Annotated in this window: 21 protein-coding genes, 1 tRNA gene and 1 pseudogene; 11 read left to right on the plus strand and 12 right to left on the minus strand. The window is 58.5% G+C overall.

Annotation, left to right across the window (positions count from 1 at the left end; all coding sequences use genetic code 11):
* The first annotated feature begins 31 nt into the window (after window positions 1-31).
* The 3 genes from PspS34_RS06350 to PspS34_RS06360 all read left to right on the plus strand — a co-directional run bounded on the left by PspS34_RS06350 (window position 32) and on the right by PspS34_RS06360 (window position 3,653).
* On the plus strand, window positions 32-1,225 hold the full coding sequence (locus tag PspS34_RS06350) for a CaiB/BaiF CoA-transferase family protein (protein ID WP_154861774.1): 1,194 nt from the start codon (window positions 32-34) through the stop codon (window positions 1,223-1,225).
* Window positions 1,222-2,148 (plus strand): hydroxymethylglutaryl-CoA lyase, encoded by a 927-nt coding sequence (locus PspS34_RS06355; protein WP_154861772.1) that lies wholly within the window; start codon window positions 1,222-1,224, stop codon window positions 2,146-2,148. Before PspS34_RS06350 ends, PspS34_RS06355 begins: the two co-directional genes overlap by 4 nt.
* A 173-nt stretch (window positions 2,149-2,321) precedes the next feature.
* Window positions 2,322-3,653 carry an MFS transporter gene (locus PspS34_RS06360; protein WP_154861768.1) on the plus strand — a complete coding sequence of 444 codons (1,332 nt, stop codon included), beginning with the start codon at window positions 2,322-2,324 and terminating at the stop codon, window positions 3,651-3,653.
* A 118-nt stretch (window positions 3,654-3,771) separates the two neighbouring features.
* On the opposite strand, the gene PspS34_RS06365 is transcribed toward PspS34_RS06360, so the two are convergent.
* On the minus strand, window positions 3,772-4,260 hold the full coding sequence (locus PspS34_RS06365) for a DMT family transporter (protein WP_150814264.1): 489 nt from the start codon (window positions 4,258-4,260) through the stop codon (window positions 3,772-3,774).
* Between the two features lie 77 nt (window positions 4,261-4,337).
* Here PspS34_RS06365 and PspS34_RS06370 point away from each other — a divergent pair, with 77 nt between their 5' ends.
* Entirely contained in the window at window positions 4,338-5,246 is a 909-nt protein-coding gene (locus tag PspS34_RS06370; protein ID WP_154861766.1) for a LysR family transcriptional regulator, read from the plus strand.
* A 19-nt stretch (window positions 5,247-5,265) separates the two neighbouring features.
* On the opposite strand, the gene PspS34_RS06375 is transcribed toward PspS34_RS06370, so the two are convergent.
* Both PspS34_RS06375 and PspS34_RS06380 read right to left on the minus strand, forming a co-directional pair.
* The gene (locus PspS34_RS06375) at window positions 5,266-5,550 is read right to left on the minus strand and encodes a type II toxin-antitoxin system RelE/ParE family toxin (protein WP_154861764.1); all 285 of its coding nucleotides are present in this window, start codon (window positions 5,548-5,550) and stop codon (window positions 5,266-5,268) included.
* Window positions 5,540-5,779 (minus strand): ribbon-helix-helix protein, CopG family, encoded by a 240-nt coding sequence (locus PspS34_RS06380; protein ID WP_154861762.1) that lies wholly within the window; start codon window positions 5,777-5,779, stop codon window positions 5,540-5,542. The genes PspS34_RS06375 and PspS34_RS06380 overlap by 11 nt, the downstream gene beginning before the upstream one ends.
* Window positions 5,780-5,932: 153 nt before the next feature.
* Here PspS34_RS06380 and PspS34_RS06385 point away from each other — a divergent pair, with 153 nt between their 5' ends.
* From PspS34_RS06385 to PspS34_RS06400, 4 genes are all read left to right on the plus strand, one after another.
* Window positions 5,933-6,571, plus strand: a complete 639-nt coding sequence (locus PspS34_RS06385) for a LysE family translocator (protein WP_150814266.1) — start codon at window positions 5,933-5,935, stop codon at window positions 6,569-6,571.
* Window positions 6,572-6,650: 79 nt separating this feature from the next.
* Complete coding sequence (locus tag PspS34_RS06390; RefSeq protein WP_154861760.1) at window positions 6,651-7,997, plus strand: GGDEF domain-containing protein; 1,347 nt, start codon at window positions 6,651-6,653, stop codon at window positions 7,995-7,997.
* Window positions 7,998-8,115: 118 nt separating this feature from the next.
* The gene (locus PspS34_RS06395; RefSeq protein ID WP_007976786.1) at window positions 8,116-8,274 is read left to right on the plus strand and encodes a KGG domain-containing protein; all 159 of its coding nucleotides are present in this window, start codon (window positions 8,116-8,118) and stop codon (window positions 8,272-8,274) included.
* Window positions 8,275-8,346: 72 nt separating this feature from the next.
* Entirely contained in the window at window positions 8,347-8,850 is a 504-nt protein-coding gene (locus PspS34_RS06400) for a DUF4142 domain-containing protein (protein ID WP_154861758.1), read from the plus strand.
* A gap of 55 nt (window positions 8,851-8,905) precedes the next feature.
* On the opposite strand, the gene PspS34_RS06405 is transcribed toward PspS34_RS06400, so the two are convergent.
* A complete protein-coding gene (locus PspS34_RS06405) occupies window positions 8,906-9,316 on the minus strand; it encodes a low affinity iron permease family protein (RefSeq protein WP_090453624.1) in 411 nt (136 codons plus the stop codon).
* 212 nt (window positions 9,317-9,528) lie between these two features.
* Here PspS34_RS06405 and PspS34_RS06410 point away from each other — a divergent pair, with 212 nt between their 5' ends.
* Window positions 9,529-10,614: a type I restriction endonuclease gene (locus PspS34_RS06410; protein ID WP_102672066.1), complete on the plus strand. Its 1,086-nt coding sequence runs from the start codon at window positions 9,529-9,531 to the stop codon at window positions 10,612-10,614.
* 262 nt (window positions 10,615-10,876) lie between these two features.
* Window positions 10,877-11,647, plus strand: coding sequence for a trans-aconitate 2-methyltransferase (tam, locus tag PspS34_RS06415; RefSeq protein WP_057716043.1), 771 nt, complete (start codon window positions 10,877-10,879; stop codon window positions 11,645-11,647).
* 370 nt (window positions 11,648-12,017) lie between these two features.
* Here tam and PspS34_RS06420 read toward each other — a convergent pair.
* The 8 genes and pseudogenes from PspS34_RS06420 to PspS34_RS06455 form a co-directional block, all read right to left on the minus strand.
* Window positions 12,018-12,272, minus strand: a pseudogene (locus tag PspS34_RS06420) (type II toxin-antitoxin system HicB family antitoxin); the annotation flags it as partial.
* Window positions 12,273-12,349: 77 nt separating this feature from the next.
* Window positions 12,350-12,619, minus strand: coding sequence for a hypothetical protein (locus PspS34_RS06425; RefSeq protein WP_057716042.1), 270 nt, complete (start codon window positions 12,617-12,619; stop codon window positions 12,350-12,352).
* 555 nt (window positions 12,620-13,174) lie between these two features.
* Window positions 13,175-14,695 (minus strand): Fic family protein, encoded by a 1,521-nt coding sequence (locus PspS34_RS06430; protein WP_154861756.1) that lies wholly within the window; start codon window positions 14,693-14,695, stop codon window positions 13,175-13,177.
* A 321-nt stretch (window positions 14,696-15,016) separates the two neighbouring features.
* Window positions 15,017-15,090: transfer RNA gene (locus tag PspS34_RS06435), tRNA-Gly, on the minus strand.
* Between the two features lie 181 nt (window positions 15,091-15,271).
* The gene (locus PspS34_RS06440; protein WP_057716040.1) at window positions 15,272-16,156 is read right to left on the minus strand and encodes an alpha/beta hydrolase; all 885 of its coding nucleotides are present in this window, start codon (window positions 16,154-16,156) and stop codon (window positions 15,272-15,274) included.
* A 313-nt stretch (window positions 16,157-16,469) separates the two neighbouring features.
* Window positions 16,470-17,162, minus strand: a complete 693-nt coding sequence (locus PspS34_RS06445) for a pseudouridine synthase (RefSeq protein ID WP_150814275.1) — start codon at window positions 17,160-17,162, stop codon at window positions 16,470-16,472.
* Between the two features lie 34 nt (window positions 17,163-17,196).
* Window positions 17,197-17,415 carry a cysteine-rich CWC family protein gene (locus PspS34_RS06450; protein WP_008050697.1) on the minus strand — a complete coding sequence of 73 codons (219 nt, stop codon included), beginning with the start codon at window positions 17,413-17,415 and terminating at the stop codon, window positions 17,197-17,199.
* Window positions 17,402-18,895, minus strand: a complete 1,494-nt coding sequence (locus PspS34_RS06455; RefSeq protein ID WP_154861754.1) for a sensor domain-containing diguanylate cyclase — start codon at window positions 18,893-18,895, stop codon at window positions 17,402-17,404. Before PspS34_RS06455 ends, PspS34_RS06450 begins: the two co-directional genes overlap by 14 nt.
* Before the next feature lie 287 nt (window positions 18,896-19,182).
* On the opposite strand from PspS34_RS06455, the gene PspS34_RS06460 reads away from it, so the two are divergent.
* The gene (locus tag PspS34_RS06460) at window positions 19,183-19,437 is read left to right on the plus strand and encodes a hypothetical protein (RefSeq protein ID WP_079246796.1); all 255 of its coding nucleotides are present in this window, start codon (window positions 19,183-19,185) and stop codon (window positions 19,435-19,437) included.
* The last annotated feature ends 80 nt before the right edge of the window (window positions 19,438-19,517 follow it).

A 19,517-nucleotide genomic window follows, 5' to 3' on the forward strand; every position in this document is an offset into this window, starting at 1 on the left:
CACATATTCCAAGAACAAGAGGTACCCCGCGATGACTGCCCCTTTGAGTGCGATCAAAGTGATCGAGATCGGCACGCTGATCGCCGCGCCGTTTGCGGCGCGCATGCTGGCCGAGTTCGGCGCCGAGGTGATCAAGATCGAAGCCATGGGCCAGGGCGATCCCCTGCGCAAATGGCGCAAGCTGCACGAAGGCACCTCGTTGTGGTGGTACCTGCAATCACGCAACAAGAAGTCCCTGGCGCTGAACCTCAAATCCCCTGAAGGCATCGAACTGGTCAAGCAACTGGCGACCAGCGCCGATGTGCTGATCGAGAACCTGCGCCCCGGCGCCCTGGAAAAACTCGGCCTCGGTTGGGACGTGTTGCATGCGCTCAACCCCAATCTGACGCTGGTGCGGATTTCCGGATACGGCCAGACCGGCCCGTATCGCGATCGTCCGGGTTTCGGTGCCATAGGCGAAGCCATGGGCGGGATCCGCTACACCACCGGCACACCCGGTTCGCCGCCGGCGCGGGTCGGCGTGAGCCTTGGCGATTCCCTGGCTTCGCTGCATGCGGTGATCGGTGCGCTGATGTCGCTGCTAAGGGTCAAGACCGGGCAGGGCGGCGGGCAAATCGTTGATGTGTCCCTGGCCGAAAGCGTGTTTAACGTCATGGAAAGCCTGGTGCCGGAATACGACATGCTTGGTCATGTGCGCGAACGCAGCGGTGGTGCCTTGCCGGGCATCGCGCCGTCCAACACCTACCTGACGGCCGACGGCGCCTACGTGGTGATCGCCGGCAACAGCGATCCGATCTACAAGCGCCTGATGCAAACCATCGGCCGCGCCGATCTGGCCGAAGCGCCGGAGTTCGCCCACAACGACGGGCGTGCAGCCAAGAGCAACCTGCTCGACGCCGCCATCACCCACTGGACCAGCAGTTTGCCCATCGATGAGGTGCTGGCCGCGCTGGAGGCCGCCGAAGTCCCGGCCGGACGCATCTACTCGGTGGCCGACATCGTCGCCGATCCGCACTATCAGGCGCGGGACATGCTGCTCAATGCCGAGTTGCCCGGTGGCGCCACGGTGAAGATGCCAGGCATCGTGCCAAAACTCTCCGAGACGCCCGGCGGCGTGAACTGGTCCGGCCCCGGGCTGGGCCAGCACACCGACGGCATCCTCGCGCAGTTGGGCCTGACTGCAACAGACATCGAACGCCTGAAAGTCGAAGGAGTGGTGCAATGATCAGCGATTATTCCGACCACCTGATCGTGCAGGAAGTGTCCCCGCGCGACGGTTTGCAAATCGAGCCGACCTGGGTTGAAACCCACGACAAGATCGCTCTGATCGATCAACTGTCGCTGGCCGGGTTCAGCCGCATCGAAGCCGGTTCGTTCGTGTCGCCCAAGGCCATTCCTGCGCTGCGCGATGGTGAACTGGTGTTCAAGGGCATTAGCCGGCAACCGGGGGTGATCTATGTCGCGCTGATCCCCAACCTCAAAGGCGCGCAACGGGCATTGGCGTGCAGTGTCGATGAGCTGAACCTGGTGATGTCCGCGAGCCAGACCCACAACCTGGCGAACATGCGCATGCGTTGTGAGGATTCATTGGCGGCGTTCGGCGAGATTGTGCAGTTCGTCGGCGACAGCCCGGTGCGACTCAACGCCAGCATCGCCACCACCTTCGGCTGCCCGTTTGAAGGCAAGATCGATGAGGACCGGGTACTGCAAATCGTCGACGCCTATCAGGAACTCGGCATCCAGGGCATCACCCTGGCCGATACCACGGGCATGGCCAACCCGCGTCAGGTCGACCGGCTGGTGCGCCGGGTGCTGCAAAGGGTCTCCCCATCAGACCTGACCCTGCATTTTCACAACACTCGCGGTCTTGGCCTGTGCAATGTGCTGGCCGCTTACGAGGCTGGTGCCCGGCGCTTCGACGCAGCCCTCGGTGGCCTCGGCGGCTGCCCGTTCGCACCGGGGGCATCGGGAAACATCTGCACCGAGGATCTGGTGAACCTGTGCGATGAAGTCGGCATTCATACCGGCATCGATCTGCCGCTGCTGTTGAAACTGTCCCGGGGACTGCCGGCGCTGCTCGGCCATGAAGTGCCCGGTCAACTGGCCAAGGCCGGGCGCAATTGTGATTTGCACCCGATACCCTCCTGACCAAACACGAAACCCTGTGGGAGCGGGCTTGCTCGCGAAGACGGAGTGTCAGTCGACATCTTTGCTGAATGTCAGACCGCTTTCGCGAGCAAGCCCGCTCCCACAAAAAAAACACCTCAACCAGACAACAAAAACAATCGGACACCCACGGGAAGTCCGCCTGGAGAAACGCAATGAGCCTTAATGCACTGGAGGCCGGCGCGAGCCCGGCCGTTAGCCACGACGAAGAAAAAGCCCTGGTCAGCAAAGTCGCCTGGCGCCTGATGCCGCTGATCATGGTCTGCTACCTGTTCGCCTTTTTCGACCGAATCAACATCAGCTTCGCCAAGTTTCAGCTGCAGGCCGACCTGAGCCTGAGCGATACCGCTTACGGCCTGGGTGCCGGGTTGTTCGTGGTCGGTTATGTGATTTTCGAAGTGCCCAGCAACATGATGCTGTACAAGGTCGGCGCCCGGCGCTGGATCGCCCGGATCATGATGTCCTGGGGCCTGGCCACGGCGGCCATGGTGTTCGTCAACAGCGAATGGCAGTTCTACGTGCTGCGCTTCGTGATCGGCGCGATGGAGGCGGGTTTCGCTCCGGGCGTGCTGTATTACCTGACCCTGTGGTTCCCGCAGCACTATCGCGGGCGCATCACCTCGATGCTGTTCCTGGCGTCGGCGTTCGCCGGCCTGGTGGGTGCGCCGTTCTCCGGCCTTGTGCTGCAACACCTTGACGGTGTGCTGCAAATGCGTGGCTGGCACTGGCTGTTCCTGCTCGGTGGCGTGCCGTGTATCGGCCTCGGTTTGCTGGTGCTGACCCTGCTCAAGGACCGCATCGAAGACGCCCATTGGCTGACGCCTTCGGAGAAGACTTTGCTGGCCAGCCGTATCGCTCAGCATGAGCCGCACAAGAGCGGTGGTTCGCTGCTCGCCGCGCTGCGGATTCCGGGCTTCCTGACTTTGGGGCTGATCTATTTCCTGATTCAGGTGGCGTCCTACGGCTTGAATTTCTGGGCGCCGCAACTGATCCGCAGCGCAGGTACCGAGAGTCCGGTGATGATCGGCTTGCTGACGGCCATCCCGTACATCTGCGGCGCCATCAGCATGGTGGTGATCGGACGGCTGTCCGATGCTACTGGCGAGCGGCGCAAGTTTGTCGCCGGTCTGGTGGCGGTCGGTGCGGTCGGGTTCTTCTGTGCGGGGATCTTCGCCAGTCACACGACCTTCCTGATTGTCGCGTTGGGCCTGCTCGGTGCCGGGATCATCGCCTCCATCCCGAGCTTCTGGACCCTGCCGCCGAAACTGCTGGCCGGTGCCGGCGCGGGCGCGGCCGGCGGGATTGCGGTGATCAACACCCTGGGCCAGTTCGGCGGCATCGTCAGCCCGGTGATGGTCGGCCGAATCAAGGACCTGACCGGCAGCACCACGCCGGCGCTGTATGTCATTGGTGTGTGTGCGCTGATCGCCGTGGCGCTGTTGTTGTGGGGGTTGCCGCAGAAGTTGCGCACACTCGACAAGGCCTGATGCCATAGACCGCTTTCGCGAGCAAGCCCGCTCCCACAGGAACCGCGTACCTCCCTGTGGGAGCGGGCTTGCTCGCGAAGGCGGCCAGGAGAACACCCTCGCATCGTCGGTTATCCCATCAACCCGCCGTCACCAACCCTTTGGCCGGCGCATCAAAAAACTGGATCAACACCACCCCGGCCATCAACAACATCACTCCCACCAGCTTGGGCAGGTTGATCTGCCGCTCCACCAACCCGAACCAGCCGAAGTGATCCAGCAACAACGACCCCACCACTTGCCCCGCCAGCGCCAATGCCATGAACCCCGCGGCACCCAGCTTGGGCAGCAGCACCAATGCCAGGGAAATGAATATCACCCCAAAAGCACCACCGGCCCACATCCAGAGCGGCGCCTTGCTGATGAATGCCAGTGATGGCAACGGCAAGCGCATCGCAACGATGATCGGCAACAGCACCACGACGCTCACCAGCAACGAGGCGAGTGTCGCCCACAGCGGATGGCCCAACCCGCGCCCGAGATTGACGTTGATCGCGCTCTGAAACGGCACCACCGCCCCGGCGATCATCGCCAGTCCAATCAGACCGGCCCAATGCAACGTACTCATGATCGATCTCCAACAGGTTTTGCTGGACTCTAGGGTATTCGTCGCGCAGATTTAAATTCCGTTTTGTTATCCAGAACATGCAGCAGATGAATAATCTTCGCCGTATCGACCTCAACTTGCTGGTGATCCTCGACGCCTTGCTCAGCGAGCAACACGTGACCCGGGCGGCCGAGCGTCTGCACTTGAGCCAGCCAGCGGTCAGCCATGCGCTGGCGCGCTTGCGTGACCTGCTCGGCGATCCGCTGCTGGTGCGCGCCGGTGCCGGTCTTGTGCCGACTCCGCGAGCGCTGGAACTCGTGGTACCGCTGGCCGCAGCCCTGGCCCAGGTGCAAGCGCTGCTGGCGCCGAACGCCTTCGATCCCGCGACCACCCAGCGCACCTTCCGTCTGGCGATGTCCGACTACGGCGCCGCCATTGTCTTGCCGGGACTGATCCGAACGTTGCGCCGCGAAGCGCCGGGCATCGACCTGCAAATCAGCCATGGAAGCCGCGAAAGCATGCTCGAAGGGGTGCTCAACGGTGACATTGATGTCGCCGCCGGTGTATTCCCGGAAATGCCCCATGAGTTGCGCAGCACGCCCCTGTTCGAAGAGCACTATGCCTGCCTGGTGGACCGCAACAGCCTGCCCGCCGATGGTGGCCTCGACCTGCCCACTTACCTGGCTCGGCCTCACGTCCTGCTGGAAATGCGCGGCAGCGGCACCCCGGAAATCGAACGTGCATTGACTGCATTGCGCGAACGTCGTCGTGTGGCTGTCAGCCTGCCACACTGGAGCGTGGCCCCGGAGCTCATCAGCGGCACCGACCTGATCCTCACCGTCGCGTCGCGCGGCTTGCGCGATATCGATCAGTCTTCATTGGTTGTCGTGCCACCGCCGTTTCACATTCCGTCGTTCACCTTTGTGTTGGCGTGGCATAAACGGCGGGGTGGGGATCAGGCGTTGAACTGGTTGAATCGCAGGATTGGGGAGGGGATCGAACGCTAGAGGCTTTTCCAAATGGCCTTTACCAATTGGAAGGTGGCAGGCGACGCGTATGAAAAATCCGTAGTACCTGAAGCCGACCTTGGCGAACCCGGTAGGGAATCAAATAGGGGCGATCAGGAATGACCCATTCCCGGGTACCGGGTAGGCGTCCTTCACGGCCCGTCGCTGGAAATCGGGCAAGGTGATCGACACTGGCGAGAATTGCCTGGACAAAATCTGCTGCAGCTTTTGGATTCTCGATGGCAATGTACGCGGCTTCGTCATCCAGATTCTTTAACGCCGTACGCAACCACTCAACGCGCATTCGCCGTCCACTTGTCTGCAATTGCGTTCACGTCTTCTTGTGTCGCGAAGTCACCGTCATCGGCTTCTTTCAAGGCTTTCTGAATTTCCTCGATTTGCCACGCTTCACGGGCCAGGTACTCACGCAGCGCATCCACGGCCAGAAATGATTTGCTGCGGCCCGTTGCTTTGGAAAGACTCGCGAGAGTATCGGCGATTTCGTCTGGTATGCGCAGGGACATAACTGACATGGTGGTCTCGATGTAGTGGTTTGTAATACAACATACTACACCGTCATCAGTGAAGCGGGGCCAGCCCGTTCGTCTGTCGAGATGTTTCAGTCGACAGGCAATGACCTGATATAGACTGGCCACCATTCACCAAGCCGTTCAAAAGGACTCCCCATGACCCCATCGTTGCTAATGGCCGTGCTTGCCTCGGGTTTTATCTACGGCATCACCCCGGGACCGGGTGTGCTGGCGGTATTCGGTATTGGCGCGGCCCATGGGCGACGGGCCGGGGCGGGGTTTCTGTGCGGGCATTTGCTCGGTGATGTGGTCTGGTGCAGCACGGCGCTGATCGCGATTGTCGGTGCGCGGGAGATCGGCAGTACGGCGTTTGACGTGCTCGGTGTGCTCAGCGGCCTGTACCTGTTCTGGCTCGGCTGGCGTGCGGTGCGCGCCCGGCGTAGCAGCGGTGATGCGCCGCAGGGCCCGGCGCGGCAGCCGTTCTGGCACGGCATCCTGTTTGGCCTGACCAATCCCAAGGCCTATCCGGTGGCGGTGGCGACGTTCACGGCATTGCTGTCGAGTCGCGCGGAACTGCTCAACTGGTCAATGCTGCCGATACTGATCGCCCTGAGTTTCGTCGGCGGGTTGCTCGCCTACGCTATTCTCATCGGCATCGTCGGTGCACGGCGAGTGCGCACCTTGTACCAGCGTCATGAACTGGCAATCACCCGGTTGTGCGGGGTAATGTTCATCGGTTTCGCCATCAATGCGCTGGTCCATGCGTTGCCGGGGCTGATGCCGGAAAAGGCTTGAATGTAATCACAGGGATGCAAGGCTGACGGGGCAGGGATGATTGAAGAGCGCTGCATTATCGGGGCACCCACGCTGAACCATGGAAAACCGGAATTCCGCGCCGCTGGCGAGTTATATCGATCTGTTGCTGGACGCCGTCTGTGCGGTGGACAAGCAGGGCCGCTTCGTCTTTGTCAGCGCGGCATGCGAACGCATTTTTGGCTACAGCGCCGATGAGATGATCGGCGAGGCGATGATCGACATGGTGCACCCGGGCGATCGCCAGCGCACCCTCGACGCCGCCCGGGAAATCATGGGCGGTGAGCCCAAGCTCAACTTCGAAAACCGCTACCTGCGCAAGGATGGCAGTGTGGTGCACATCCTCTGGTCGGCACGTTGGTCCGAGGACGATCAACTGCGCATCGCCGTTGCTCGTGACATTACCGAGCGTAAGCAGGCCGAGTCCCGGCAGGCAGCGTTGTACGCGATTTCCGAAGCGGCCCATGCGGCAGAGGATCTGCTGGCGTTGTTCAAGCGCATCCACATGATCATCGGCGAATGGCTGCCGGCATTGAGTTTTTCCGTGGCGCTGTACGACCAGCACTGCGCACAGCTGAACTTTCCCTATCACGTCGATGACCACGAGCCACAGCCCGAACAGCCCGGAACCATGACCGGGCGCCTGTGTGTCGAGGTGATCTGCACGGGGCAGCCGATCCTGTTGACTCCGGGCCAGTGCCCACCTCTTGCCGGCTTCGAAATGCTGCAGACCGAACAGAACGCACCCTGTTGGCTGGGTGTGCCGCTGAGTTCGCAAAACGGCACCATCGGCGCGCTGATCGTCAAAAGCATTCCGGGCGGCGAGCGCTACACCGAGCAAGACAAGGAGCTGCTGCAATACGTCTGCGCCCAGGTCGCCACCGCCATCGAGCGCAAGCAATTGCACGCCCGCCTGCAACACATGGCCCAGTACGACCAACTGACCCAGTTACCCAACCGCGAGTTGCTGCGCGAACGGCTCAAGGCGTCACTGCAAGTGGCCCGGGAGGGCGGCGGGCGCATGGCGCTGCTGTACGTCGACCTTGACCGCTTCAAGCAAGTCAACGACACCCATGGGCACGCGGTCGGCGACATGCTGTTGCAAGCGGTGGCCAACAGGCTCAAGGGCTGCGTGCGGGAAATCGACACCGTGGCCCGCATCGGCGGCGATGAATTCGTGGTGTTGCTGCACAGCATTCACGCGGCGGACGATACCGACCTTGTGGTCGAGAAAGTCCGCCAGGTCCTGGCTCAGCCCCTGCGCCTGGACGGGCACAGCCTGAATATCCAGCCCAGCATCGGCGTCGCCCGATACCCCGATCACGGCACCGAAGAGAAGCAATTGTTCCGGCATGCCGACGAGGCGATGTACTGCGCCAAACGCGAGCATCACCTGCGACTGGTCTGAAAAACCGCGCACCGTTCGTCGTGGCATCCACGTAATTTTCTAAACCTTTTGGGGCGCGCAAATTCAGATTCTATGCGGGCTACAGCTCGCCGCGACTACCACCAAGAGGAAGAGAATCATGCCAAATTCAAGAAACTCGAACTCGGGGAACTTCGCCAATGATCGAACGAAGGCCTCTGAAGCCGGTCGCAAGGGTGGGAAAACCACCACGACGACTGTCGACAAAGAGCCTGCGAAACCCGACATGGGCCGCAAGCCCGGACAGAAATCCAAGTAATGGATGATGGTGGTTTTGATTGAGAAGCGGGGGCGAAAGCTCCCGTTTGAATTTGAAGAGGAGGGCGCGACCATGAACCGGATGGCCACCCGATTATGTAATACCAGTCTTGCCACGTTACTGGGCCTGTTTGCCAGCGGCGTCTTTGCCCAGTCGACTGCCGAGTTCATCGACGAGGCCTCGGCAAAAGGTATTGCCGATATTGAAGCAAGTCGCCTGGCGCACCAGAAAGCCGAGTCCAAAGAGGTCAAGGACTACACCATTATCGTCATCAACGACCGCACCAAGGCGAACCAGCACCTGGCGAAAATCGCCAAACAACTGGATATACCGGTCGCCCCCCGGGAAGAGATTGTCGAAAAGGCCAAAACCCTGATGCCACAAGTCCTGGATGGGGCGACCTACGACGAGGCCTATACCGCCAGTCAGGTGAAGACCACGCAGGAAGCCATCGAACAGCTGCAACAAGAGGCGCAGACCACCGACGTGCCGCAAATCAAGGCGTTCGCCGAAGAAACCCTGCCTAAATTGCAAAATCACCTGGAAATGGCCAAGGCGTTGCAAGCCAGCCGTTGACCTGAAGGTTTGAACACAAACGGCGCGGGGCTTCAGTCACGCGCCGTTTTTCTGTTCAGCACTGGTCCAGATGCGGCTTGGGATTATGCGTTGGGTTCAGGCCGTCGAGGTCGAACACCTGGTTCTCGCCCATGGCGCGGTAGTGCCTGCGCAGCGCCTCCAGTTGCTTGAGGTCCAACGCCTCAAGCCCGAGCATGGCCTGTTGCGCCTCCTTGGTCACCCGCAGCAATTCGTCGACTTTCAAATGCAGGATGTCGGTGTCGCGGTTCTGCGTGTTCTGGATCAGGAACACCATCAGGAACGTAATGATGGTGGTCGAGGTATTGATGACCAGTTGCCACGTATCGTTGAAATGAAAAATCGGCCCGCTCAAACCCCACAGGAAAATCAGGATCAACGCGCTCATGAACGTCTTGGGGCTACCGGCCCAAAGGGCTAGTTTCTGCGCGATTTTTGCGAATTTCATGACCGTGTTCCTTTTGAGGGGGCGCCTGATTTTTCAGACAGTGGCGGGAGAATGAAAATTCGGCTGGGGTTGCAAACCAATGAAGCATGGAGGTAGGCAAGATCTTAATTTTGGGTGGGAATCTTCCTTTGTATCGGTTTGTGTCTAGTATCAATGGCAGTCAATTTGCCAGCATGTGTTCACACGGATCGAAACCGGAAAAGAGGCTACTCATGGAATTCTTCGAAAAATTAGCAAGTCTCGCTGCCAAAGTTCGTTTGCAGAGCGCTGCCATTCAAACGGAAGAAGCGACCAAGAATGCTTTTGTCATGCCCTTTATCAGTACGGTACTGGGCTACGATGTTTTCGATCCGACGGAAGTGACACCTGAATTCGTTTGCGATATTGGAACGAAGAAAGGGGAGAAAATTGATTACGCAATCATGAAGGCTGGTGAGGTTCAGATTCTCATCGAGTGCAAAAAAATTGGTGAGCCGCTGCATATCAATCATGCCTCCCAGCTGTTCCGCTATTTTCATGTCACCAGCGCTCGAATCTCCATTCTCACCAATGGCCAGGTCTATAAGTTTTTCACTGACCTGGACGCGCCAAACAAAATGGACGAGAAGCCATTCCTTGAACTCGACCTGCTGGATATCGACGAGTATTCCGTCCCAGAGTTGGTGAAACTCACCAAATCTGCATTCGATGTGGAGTCGATCATCAGCGCCGCAGGTGAGCTGAAGTACGTCAGCCAAATCAAGAAGGTGATTGCTTCTCAGGTAAGCAAGCCTGACGACGACTTCGTGAAAGTGTTTGCTTCTCGGGTTTACGACGGAGTGATTACTCAGAAGGTCCGCGAACAGTTCCATGAGCTCACGAGAAAGGCTGTGGTGCAGTTTCTCAACGACCAAATCAATGACAGGCTCAAGTCGGCAATGAGTGGCGCCCTCCAGCCTGCGCAGGCCTCTTTACCAGTCGCTACTGGTGACACTGAACAATCCGATGTTCGAGATGAGTCAGAGGACAAAGTTCTGACGACATTGGAAGAACTGGAGGGCTATCACATCGTCCGGGCCGTGGTTCGGTCGGTTGTTGATGCCAAGCGGATTGTTCAGCGTGACACACAGAGTTACTTCGGCATCCTGCTCGACGACAACAACCGCAAGCCGATCTGCCGACTGCACTTCAACCGATCACAGAAATACATCGGCATATTTGACGAAGAGAAGAATGAAACCCGGCATGCAATCAACTCCGTTGATGACATTTACGAGTACTCGGATCATTTGAAGAAGACTGTCGGGTACTACGATTAAGATTGCTGTCTAGCGACGAAAAAAACTGGTTAATAGAGCCTAGGCCGATCAGTTAAGGTGAAAAACTGTGGGAGCGAGCTTGCTCGCGATAGCGCCATGTCAGTCGACGACGATGTTGACTGTGCAATCGCCATCGCGAGCAAGCTCGCTCCCACAGAAGTTTTCGCAACAAAGGTGGAATAGAGCAGAGCCTATTGGCCGATGTATCGTAGCGAACTGGTGGTCTGCCCAGATCACGACAACGTACCGACAGGAGAACGCAATGAGTTGGTCCGCCAAACAGTACGTCGCTTTTGAAGATGAGCGCACCCGTCCCGCCCGTGACCTGCTGGCGGCTGTCCCCGCCGGGGACGTGCGCTTGGCCATCGATATCGGTTGCGGGCCCGGCAACTCCACCGAGTTGCTGGTGGAGCGCTTTGCCGATGCCACGGTGCGTGGGCTGGACAGTTCCAGCGACATGATCGACGCCGCGCGCAAGCGCTTGCCGCAGGTGCAGTTCGACATCGCCGACATCGACACCTGGAATGACAGTGGCCCGTTCGATGTGATTTTCGCCAACGCGGTATTGCAGTGGGTGCCTGATCACGCCACGTTGCTACCGTCGCTGGTGAGCAAACTGGCGCCGGGTGGCAGCCTGGCCGTCCAGATGCCTGACAACCTGAATGAACACTCGCACCGCTTGATGCGTGAAGTCGCCGCTGATGGCCCATGGGTCGGCAAGCTGGCAGGTGCCGCCGGGCAGAGGACCGAAATGGCCGATGCCAGTGGCTACTATTCGATTTTGAAAGCCTGTTGCACCCGCGTCGATGTGTGGCGCACCACTTACCATCATCCGCTCGCGGGCGGTGCGTCTGGCGTGGTGGAGTGGTTCAAGGGCAGTGGCTTGCGACCATTTCTCGATCCGTTGGACGAGGCGGAACGGGCGCAGTATCTGAAGCAATATCAGACTGCTATCGAACGGGCGTATCCGGCCTTGGCCGATGGTTCGGTGCTATTGCCATTCCCGCGACTGTTTATCGTCGCGACCCGCTGAAGCAAAACAGGGACAGTTGATGAGCGTCATCTGCCCCTTTTTTCGATTTTGAAAAATCACTGTGGCTTGTTCTTTTTTGAGCGCCGGGCACTCAAGTACTCAAAGGCAAAGGAGGCAAAGCCGAACAACCCGATCAATGAAATGATCATGATTCCCAACTCTGAATTGTGCATGTTGATCTCCAGGCGAAGGATGAGCCGGGAGAATAAGGGAACTGTTGCTGGGCTCAACGCAGCTCTACGGCTTCTTTACTCGCTTGCGGTGATCTATACGCAAAAGATATGAGCGTCCAGGTGGCAGGGTCACATTCAGCGCTGAACACCAACCCACTGTTTTGAGTCATATCAGGGGCTACAATCAGTTACTCGATCACGTCGATTTCCACGAGTGCCCACGTACAGCCAGCGTACTTTGGATTAGATGTGTGCAGGGTAACGCTGCTGGCTGAGGGGAAGGGTGCACCGTTCTCGGCGAGCATCTCGAAATACCCCTCAATGGCTTGTTGAACCATGGCTATTGCATCTTCCAGATCTTCACCGGCGCTAAAACAACCTGGCACATCCGGGACTTCCACACCCCACGCATGTTCATCGTCGCCCATGAAAATCGCAATCGGGTAAAACATGTTCATGGTCCTCCGTGAACACAGCGGGTGAGGTTATGACCCCCAAAGGGCGCCCCCGAAAGGCGCCGGGTGGACTGTCAGGATGGTTCTGCATCCATGCGTCGAGCGATTACATCAAGCACATCGCATCCATCGCGCAATGGCACGCAGCAGAGCAATGCGAAGTCGCTGAGGACCACGGTGTCGGAGGTCAGGTCGCCACGCATTGCGAGGTTTTCAAGGAGCTGAGTGACGGCTCGAATTCTGTAACTGGCGGTGCTGAGCAGGGAGTGCAGGGGTTGGGTGGTGTTGACGTAGAGGGAGGGGAGGTCGTCGGCGTTACTGGTTAAAGCCATATATTCATTCATGAGTGATTCCTTGAATTGAAGTGAACTACCACTCAGTGTCGCCAAACAAAAGGTGGTAGCTGTACGCAGGTTGGCGAACCGGGACAAGGCAAACCGGTAGACCCAAAGGTCTCCCACGCACAGCCACCATAAACAGGTAGCCAAGTGCGTTCAGAAACGCTCCGAGATTGCTCGGAGGTTCCTATGCTTTGTCATCGAGTCGCCAAACCCGATACGCCATTTGGACGCGGTCGGACTATAGGTCTCATGACAAAGGCACAGCAATGCGCAAGTCTACGGACATTTCCCAGTGTCGTGTAGGACGTTGCTTTTTCTAACGTTGATCTCTGTTTGGCCTTTAAAAACGGGGCCTTAACATTAGCGTTGGCAGGCGCATCACCAAATCCCGCGCAAAAAAACCGGCCACTTGGGCCGGTTTTTTCTGTCTCTACATCCCCGGGAAAAGGTGACGGACTTATTTATCCACGTAGAGCTGGATCGGTCATGATTCGACCAAATTCCGGGTACAAAAAACGGCTAAAAGTGCCTTTTTTTGCTTAATCCACCTCCCATCTCTCAATCCTCAAACGCAGAACGCACAGCCTCCACAACGCGCTCTGCCACGCGCTCATCTTCAAGTTGCGGATACCCTTTCTTCAGCTTGCCCGACACCGTCCAGCCATTCTCCTTGATAGAGCGAATGATGCGATTCGCGTCCTGGTCTGGCATTTCCAATACCTCTTTCAACTGTTCCTGTGCTCGCTGAAAGATCACCAGTACTCTGGCTTCATCCGCCATTTCCTTTTTAATCGTGTGCTCGATAACGCGTGCGGTGTACAGGACGTGTTCGGTCAGATCGGGATAGCGCCAGGCAAAGCGGGCGTCCTCATATTCATCGAAGATGAAGTTGCTGCGAGTACCGTCCTCGTAGGTCACGAGTTCGCCGAACCGATGGGCCGTCGCGTAACGTCGCATGAACGGTCGCGAGAATACTTCGAGCGTACGATCGTAGCCGGCCCTGAAGTCGATCGAGCTTGTGATTGTGGCAGAGACCGGCAATATCACGCCGTCGGGCACAGCCTTGTCCCGAACCAGGGTGTCGTTGATCAGGAAGCGGTGAATCCGGCCATTTCCGTCGCGCATGGGATGGATGTACACGAAGCCAAATGCCAACACTGCGGCACGTGCCACTGACTCAGCACCACGGGTTGCGACCTCAAACTCGTTGAGGCCTGCCAAGAGCTGAGCGAGGTCTGCGAAATGGGGGGCAATGTAATGCACGATGTCCTCGCGCATCGTGGCTTGCCCCACAAATACGGGAGAGCGCCGCAAGCCCAGTCCGATGGCGTCATGTCCAAGAATGCCAGCTTGCAGGGAATGCAGGCTGTCGTTGCTCAACGGGTCTTTGATATGACCGCAGTGCTGGGCAATGACATGGGCAAACCGCTGGATGCGATCCGCCTGGCCGGCTTCCTTTTCGATGAGAAAACTCGCGCGCGATTCCTTGAACGTCAGCCAACTGGCCGTACGCATCAGGATGTCGGCACCAAAGGCCTGATCCAATTCACCCAATGCTTCGCGCAGATTGAATTGCAGAGCTTCCTGCACTGGCACCGTACGACGAACCAAGGGGCAGAACTCAGCCGTCCCCGGCAGGTTGTTGTTGATGCGCCAACGACGAGTTCGCAGAGCTTCGCGACGAGTCAGATAATCTTGGGGCGAAAGTACATCAACATAGCCGCCATTGGTCACGTCAGGCACATCCAGGCGTTCGCCTGTCAGCCATTCGTAGAGGAACCCCGTGCGGCGGGCGTATTGACCGAAAGGCTCCCGTCGACACCACTCTTCGACAGGCAGCGGGCCTATGGCTGCAAACAGGCGGGCGAAGAACTCGAGGTGGATCTCCTCGTACTTGAGGCCGAATTCGAAATGTCCTGCGAAATCGTCTGCGGGCCGATAGCTTGTCGGGTATCGGTTCTCCACATTGCCGTCAGTTTCGCGATTGACACGTACAGTGCCGATCATGGATTCGACGCGCAGAGGCTGTGCCAGTGCGATGTCGTAACGGGTCGCGAGGGTCTTGAAACCGACTTGCATTGACGAAATCCTTTACTGGGACAAGAAAAACGCTAACAGAACCTTGATCTTATGCGAAAACGCTAATTTCGAAACGATGAAAACACTAATGTCGGATTGAATTTGATAACAAATCCGTACTTTTCGAAAAAAACGCTAACAGGTCTCAGGATAGACGCTATCGCCCAAGGGCACTTGCTAATCGATCAGGGAAAATGACGGAATGACTGAAGAAGCAAAACCCGCCAAATCCCGGACACAAAAAAACCGGCCATCAAGGCCGGTTTTTTCTGTCTCTGCATCCCCCGTCAAAACCACCCTGACGTGAGATCAAAATTCGATTGGAGCGGGTGAAGGGAATCGAACCCTCGTTATCAGCTTGGGAAGCTGGAGTAATGCCATTATACGACACCCGCTCAGAGCGGTGACTTTGTACCAGATACGGCTGCGGATTTGAAGTTTTTCTTTACGTGGGGCGGGTTTAACGCAGATGTGACAAAAAAGCCCGGACCGCATGACGGTCGATCGCGGGCAAGCCTCGCGCCTGCGCAATACGTTTAACGCAGCAGGGCGGGGCTTGCTCGCGATGACGCTACTTCAGCCTGCCAATGCATGGTGTTCCTGGGCGTTGTGGTAACGCGGTCGGCTTTCGAGTTGCGCTGGTTTCAGGAAGCCCATCAGTGCGTTGCGGCTGTCTCGGCAGGCGGCTTTGTGCTCCATGTCGAGAAAGTGGCCGGTGGCCTGAATGGTGCTGAACGTGCTGTGTTGCACGTGGCCGGCGAACAACCGGGCGTCGTCGGCGGCGGTGTATTCGTCCCATTCGCCGTTTAGGAACAGCACCGGCACGTCGATTTTCTTCGCCGCGTGCAGGTAGCACTGGCGATCGCTGTGCAGCACGTCGCTGATGTGGAAGTGCATCTGCCCGTACTCATGTTCGGCCAGAGAGCTGACGTGGCGATAGTTGAAGCGCTTGAACAACGACGGCAGGTGTTTGCCGATGGTGTCGTTCACCAGGTGCCCGACCCGGTCGCGATCCAGGTTGCCGAGGTGTTCGACGCCGCGCTCGAGGTAGTCGAGCATGTGCGCGTTGATCACCGGGGAGAACGAGCTGATCACGGCTTTTTCGATGCGCCGTGGCCGTTGCGACAATGCCATCATGGTCGCGGCACCGCCCCAGGAAAACGACAGTACGTGCTCGGCGGCGAAGTGGTCGATCAGCTCAAGCAGGATCTGTCCTTCGATTTCCTTGGTGAGCATTTTTTCATGCAGGTTGTGGGCTTTTGACCGGCCCGCGTAGGGCTGGTCGTAGCAGACGACGTTGAACTGCGGATGGAGGTTTTTCACGGTTTGTGCAAACGACGCAGTCGTGGCCATCGAGCCGTTGACCAAGATAATGGTCTTCTCTGCGGCGTCCGCGCGATAGAACTCCGTGTAAACCCGATACTGACCCTGTATATCCAGCACAGCGATTTCTGGCCTCATGTCATAAGACTCCTGGCAAGCGGGTATGCGCGCAAATGAGATTGCACGAGCTTTGTGACAGGTAGGCATACGCCTGGAATTTGAGAGGCCCATGTCGATCCATTACAGTCCGGTCGACGGGTATTGTTATTGGCGGGCAGTCTGCCGGATGAGGCCGGAACCCTTGGGTTCCTACCGGCAAAAAGTTTCTTAGAAGTATGGGGTGACTCGTCGGTCACATTTCGGCCGACGTCCTGATTCAAGCAGGGGTCACATCATTGCGCAAGTGCCGTTGGTAAATTGTTCGACAACTTTCTGCTGAGCGGTCGCGCGCTTAGATCGATCCGATCTCTTCGTCGGTCAGCGGGCGGTATTCGCCCGGTTTCAAGGTGTCGTCGAGTACCAGCGACCCCATGCGTTCGCGATGCAGGCGCATCACCTTGTTGTCGAAGTGGCCGAACATGCGCTTGACCTGGTGATAGCGGCCCTCGACGATGCTCAGGCGTGCGCGTTTTGGCCCGAGCAGCTCTAGCCCGGCGGGTTGCGTGGTGAGGTCTTCGAAGGCGAAGTACAGCCCTTCGTTGAATTTGATCGCGTACTCGGGGCCGATGTCCTGCTCGGTTTCGACGTAATAGACCTTGGGCAGTTTGGTCTGCGGCTGGGTCAGGCGCCGTGACCAGCTGCCGTCGTTGGTGATCAGCATCAGGCCGGTGGTGTTGAAGTCCAGGCGTCCGGCGATGTGCAGTTCGCCCTTGTCCGGTTCATGGATCAAATCGAGCACGGTCGGGTGCTGCGGATCCCGGGTGGCGCTGACGCATCCGGCGGGCTTGTGCAACATGAAATGGCGTAGGGGTTTACCGACTTGCAGCACCTCGTTGTCGACTTCGACGCGGCTGAATTCGCGGACTTCGCTGTGCGGGTCGCTGACGACTTTTCCGTCAACCCTGACGCGTTTTTCCACCAGCAACAGGCGCACCTGCTTACGGTTGAAGCACGGCAGGTTGCTGAGGAAACGGTCGACACGCATGACTTAAGGATCGGTAAGGACAGGGGCGCGCATCTTACTTGATCGACCCGGACGCTGCTTGCAACTGCGCCTCGACCTCGGCGCAGCGCGGGCACAGGCACGAGGCGTCGCGCAGTTCCGCCGGCAGCGCCTGGAGCACCGCCGGGTCGATGCTGACGCCGTAGCACCAGCAGGCGCGGTCGGCGGTTCGCGGGTCGGCCAGGGTGCAGTCGTTGGGTGCACCGCAGGCTGGGCAGAGGTCAGGCTGGTTCATAGCTGGAGTGAGGTTTTTCCACGCAGGTTCGGTTACGGCCAGTTTGCTTGGCCCGATACATCGCATGATCCGCCCGTGACAGCAGGCTGTGCAAGGTGTCATCGGGCTGCTGGGTGGTGAGGCCGATGCTGACGGTCACATGCAAGGCCTTACTGTTGTAGGCATAGCGCTGTTCCTCCACGTGCTGACGAATTTTCTCGGCAATCATCAGGCCGGTCTTACCGTCGGTGTCCTTGAGCAGCACGATGAACTCTTCACCACCCCAGCGGCAGACGATGTCGGAGTGCCGCAGGCAACTTTCCAGATCCCGGGCGAAACCGATCAGTACCTGGTCGCCGGCCAGGTGGCCGTAGGTGTCGTTCAGCGCCTTGAAGTGGTCCAGGTCCAGCAGCAAAGCGGTCAGCGGCTTGGGCTCGCGCCGGGCTTCGTGCATGGCCTGCGCGGCCAGCAGGTCGAAGCCACGACGGTTGGGCAGTTCGGTCAGGCTGTCGAGGATGGCCTGGGCCTGGATCTTGTCCTGATAGCGTTTGATCACCCGGTTGAGCAGGGCCAGCACGATCAAGGTGACCAGCAGGCAGATCAGCAGGTTGAGGTACAGCGACTGGCGGATTTCACCGAGGGCACTGTCTTCGCGTTTGTCGACGAACAGGTACCAGTTCAGCTCCGGGATAAACCGCACGTTGAGGAAATGCCCCTGGCCCTGCACGGAGTATTCATAGCTGCCGCTGTGGGGTTTGGGCAGCCGGCTGACCAGGTCTTTCATGCTGTCGAGTTCACTGAGTTTCTGCCCGATGTGCGCGCCCTGCGGCCCCCCTTCGGCGCCGGTGAGCACCAGGCGCCCGAAGTTGTCGACGAAATACACACTGCGTTGATAGCGCTGCTGGTACTTGTCGATCAGCTTGATCACGGCATCGACGGTCAGGCCAACCCCGGCCGCGCCGATGAATCGGCTGTTGTAGTCGTAGACCTTGTAGTTGATGAAGAAGGTCAGGTTGTCCTTGTTGGCGAGGTCCGGGTCGACGTTGATCTCGTACGGATCCTTCATGTCCCGCACGCGAAAGTACCAGGCGTCGCGGGGCTCGGTGGCCTTGACCTGCTTGAGCACACCCTTGGCGTGGTAGTAGGTCAGGCTGGTGTTGGAGACGAAGAACGCGGTGTAGGCACCGTAGTGGGTCATGACCTCGTTGAGGTAACGGGTCATCTGGTCGGAGTCCTTTTCACCATTGACCACCCAGTCGCGCATGAAGGTGTCGCGGGCCATCATCGAGGAAATCAGGATCGGCCTGACGAGGTCTTTCTGGATTTCCGAGTAGACCGTGTCCGACGTCAGCGGCAGTTCGGTGTTGACGATGTTGTCGCGGATCGAGGCCCGGGAGGCGTAGTAACTGAGGAAGGAGGTGGCGAGGAAACCTGCGCCCAGCAACGCGACCAGCGTGAGCACCAACGAACGTTGAGAGTACAGCGGCGAGCGAAGCGGCATGGCAGTTCCATTGGCAGTCATCCGATGGTTGCATTCTAATGGCACTGCGGGGAAATAACTGCTCCATGTGTGCCGCGAATGGTCGTTCCCACATTCCACGAAGGGTTACGCCCGCCGCCAGCGTGAATGAGGCGGCACTTTGATGGTGCTCGTGTGCACCGCATTGGAACCTGTCCGCCGCTGATCAGACGGTGGGTGCAACGTCGCACTTGGCAGGGGATTGCCAGTCAAAACAGGTGTAAGTCGGAGCGTGCCGACTGCTGTTACAGGTCTTTACGGAGGCCGCCATGTTGCGTCGATTATTGTTAGGTGCAGTACTGGGTCTTGGATTGTCTGGCTGCTACTACTACGCCGGTCCTGCCGACGTCTACGGGGGACCTTATTACTACCCCGGCTACTACTCGCCCTATTACTACGGTTACTACGGTCCGCGTTATTACGGTGGTTATCGCGCCTATTACTACGGTGGGCATGGTTACTACCGTGGCCACGGCGGCGGACACGGACATCATGGCGGTGGACATCGAGGTGGCCACCGTTAATCAGGGCGCGAATGGATGAAAAACCTTTCATCGGCCAGATGTTTCCACTTGTTTCGATGGCGCACCAGATTCCGAATTCG

Origin of the sequence: Pseudomonas sp. S34 (assembly GCF_009866745.1) — a bacterium.
Classification (GTDB): Bacteria; Pseudomonadota; Gammaproteobacteria; order Pseudomonadales; family Pseudomonadaceae; genus Aquipseudomonas; species Aquipseudomonas jessenii.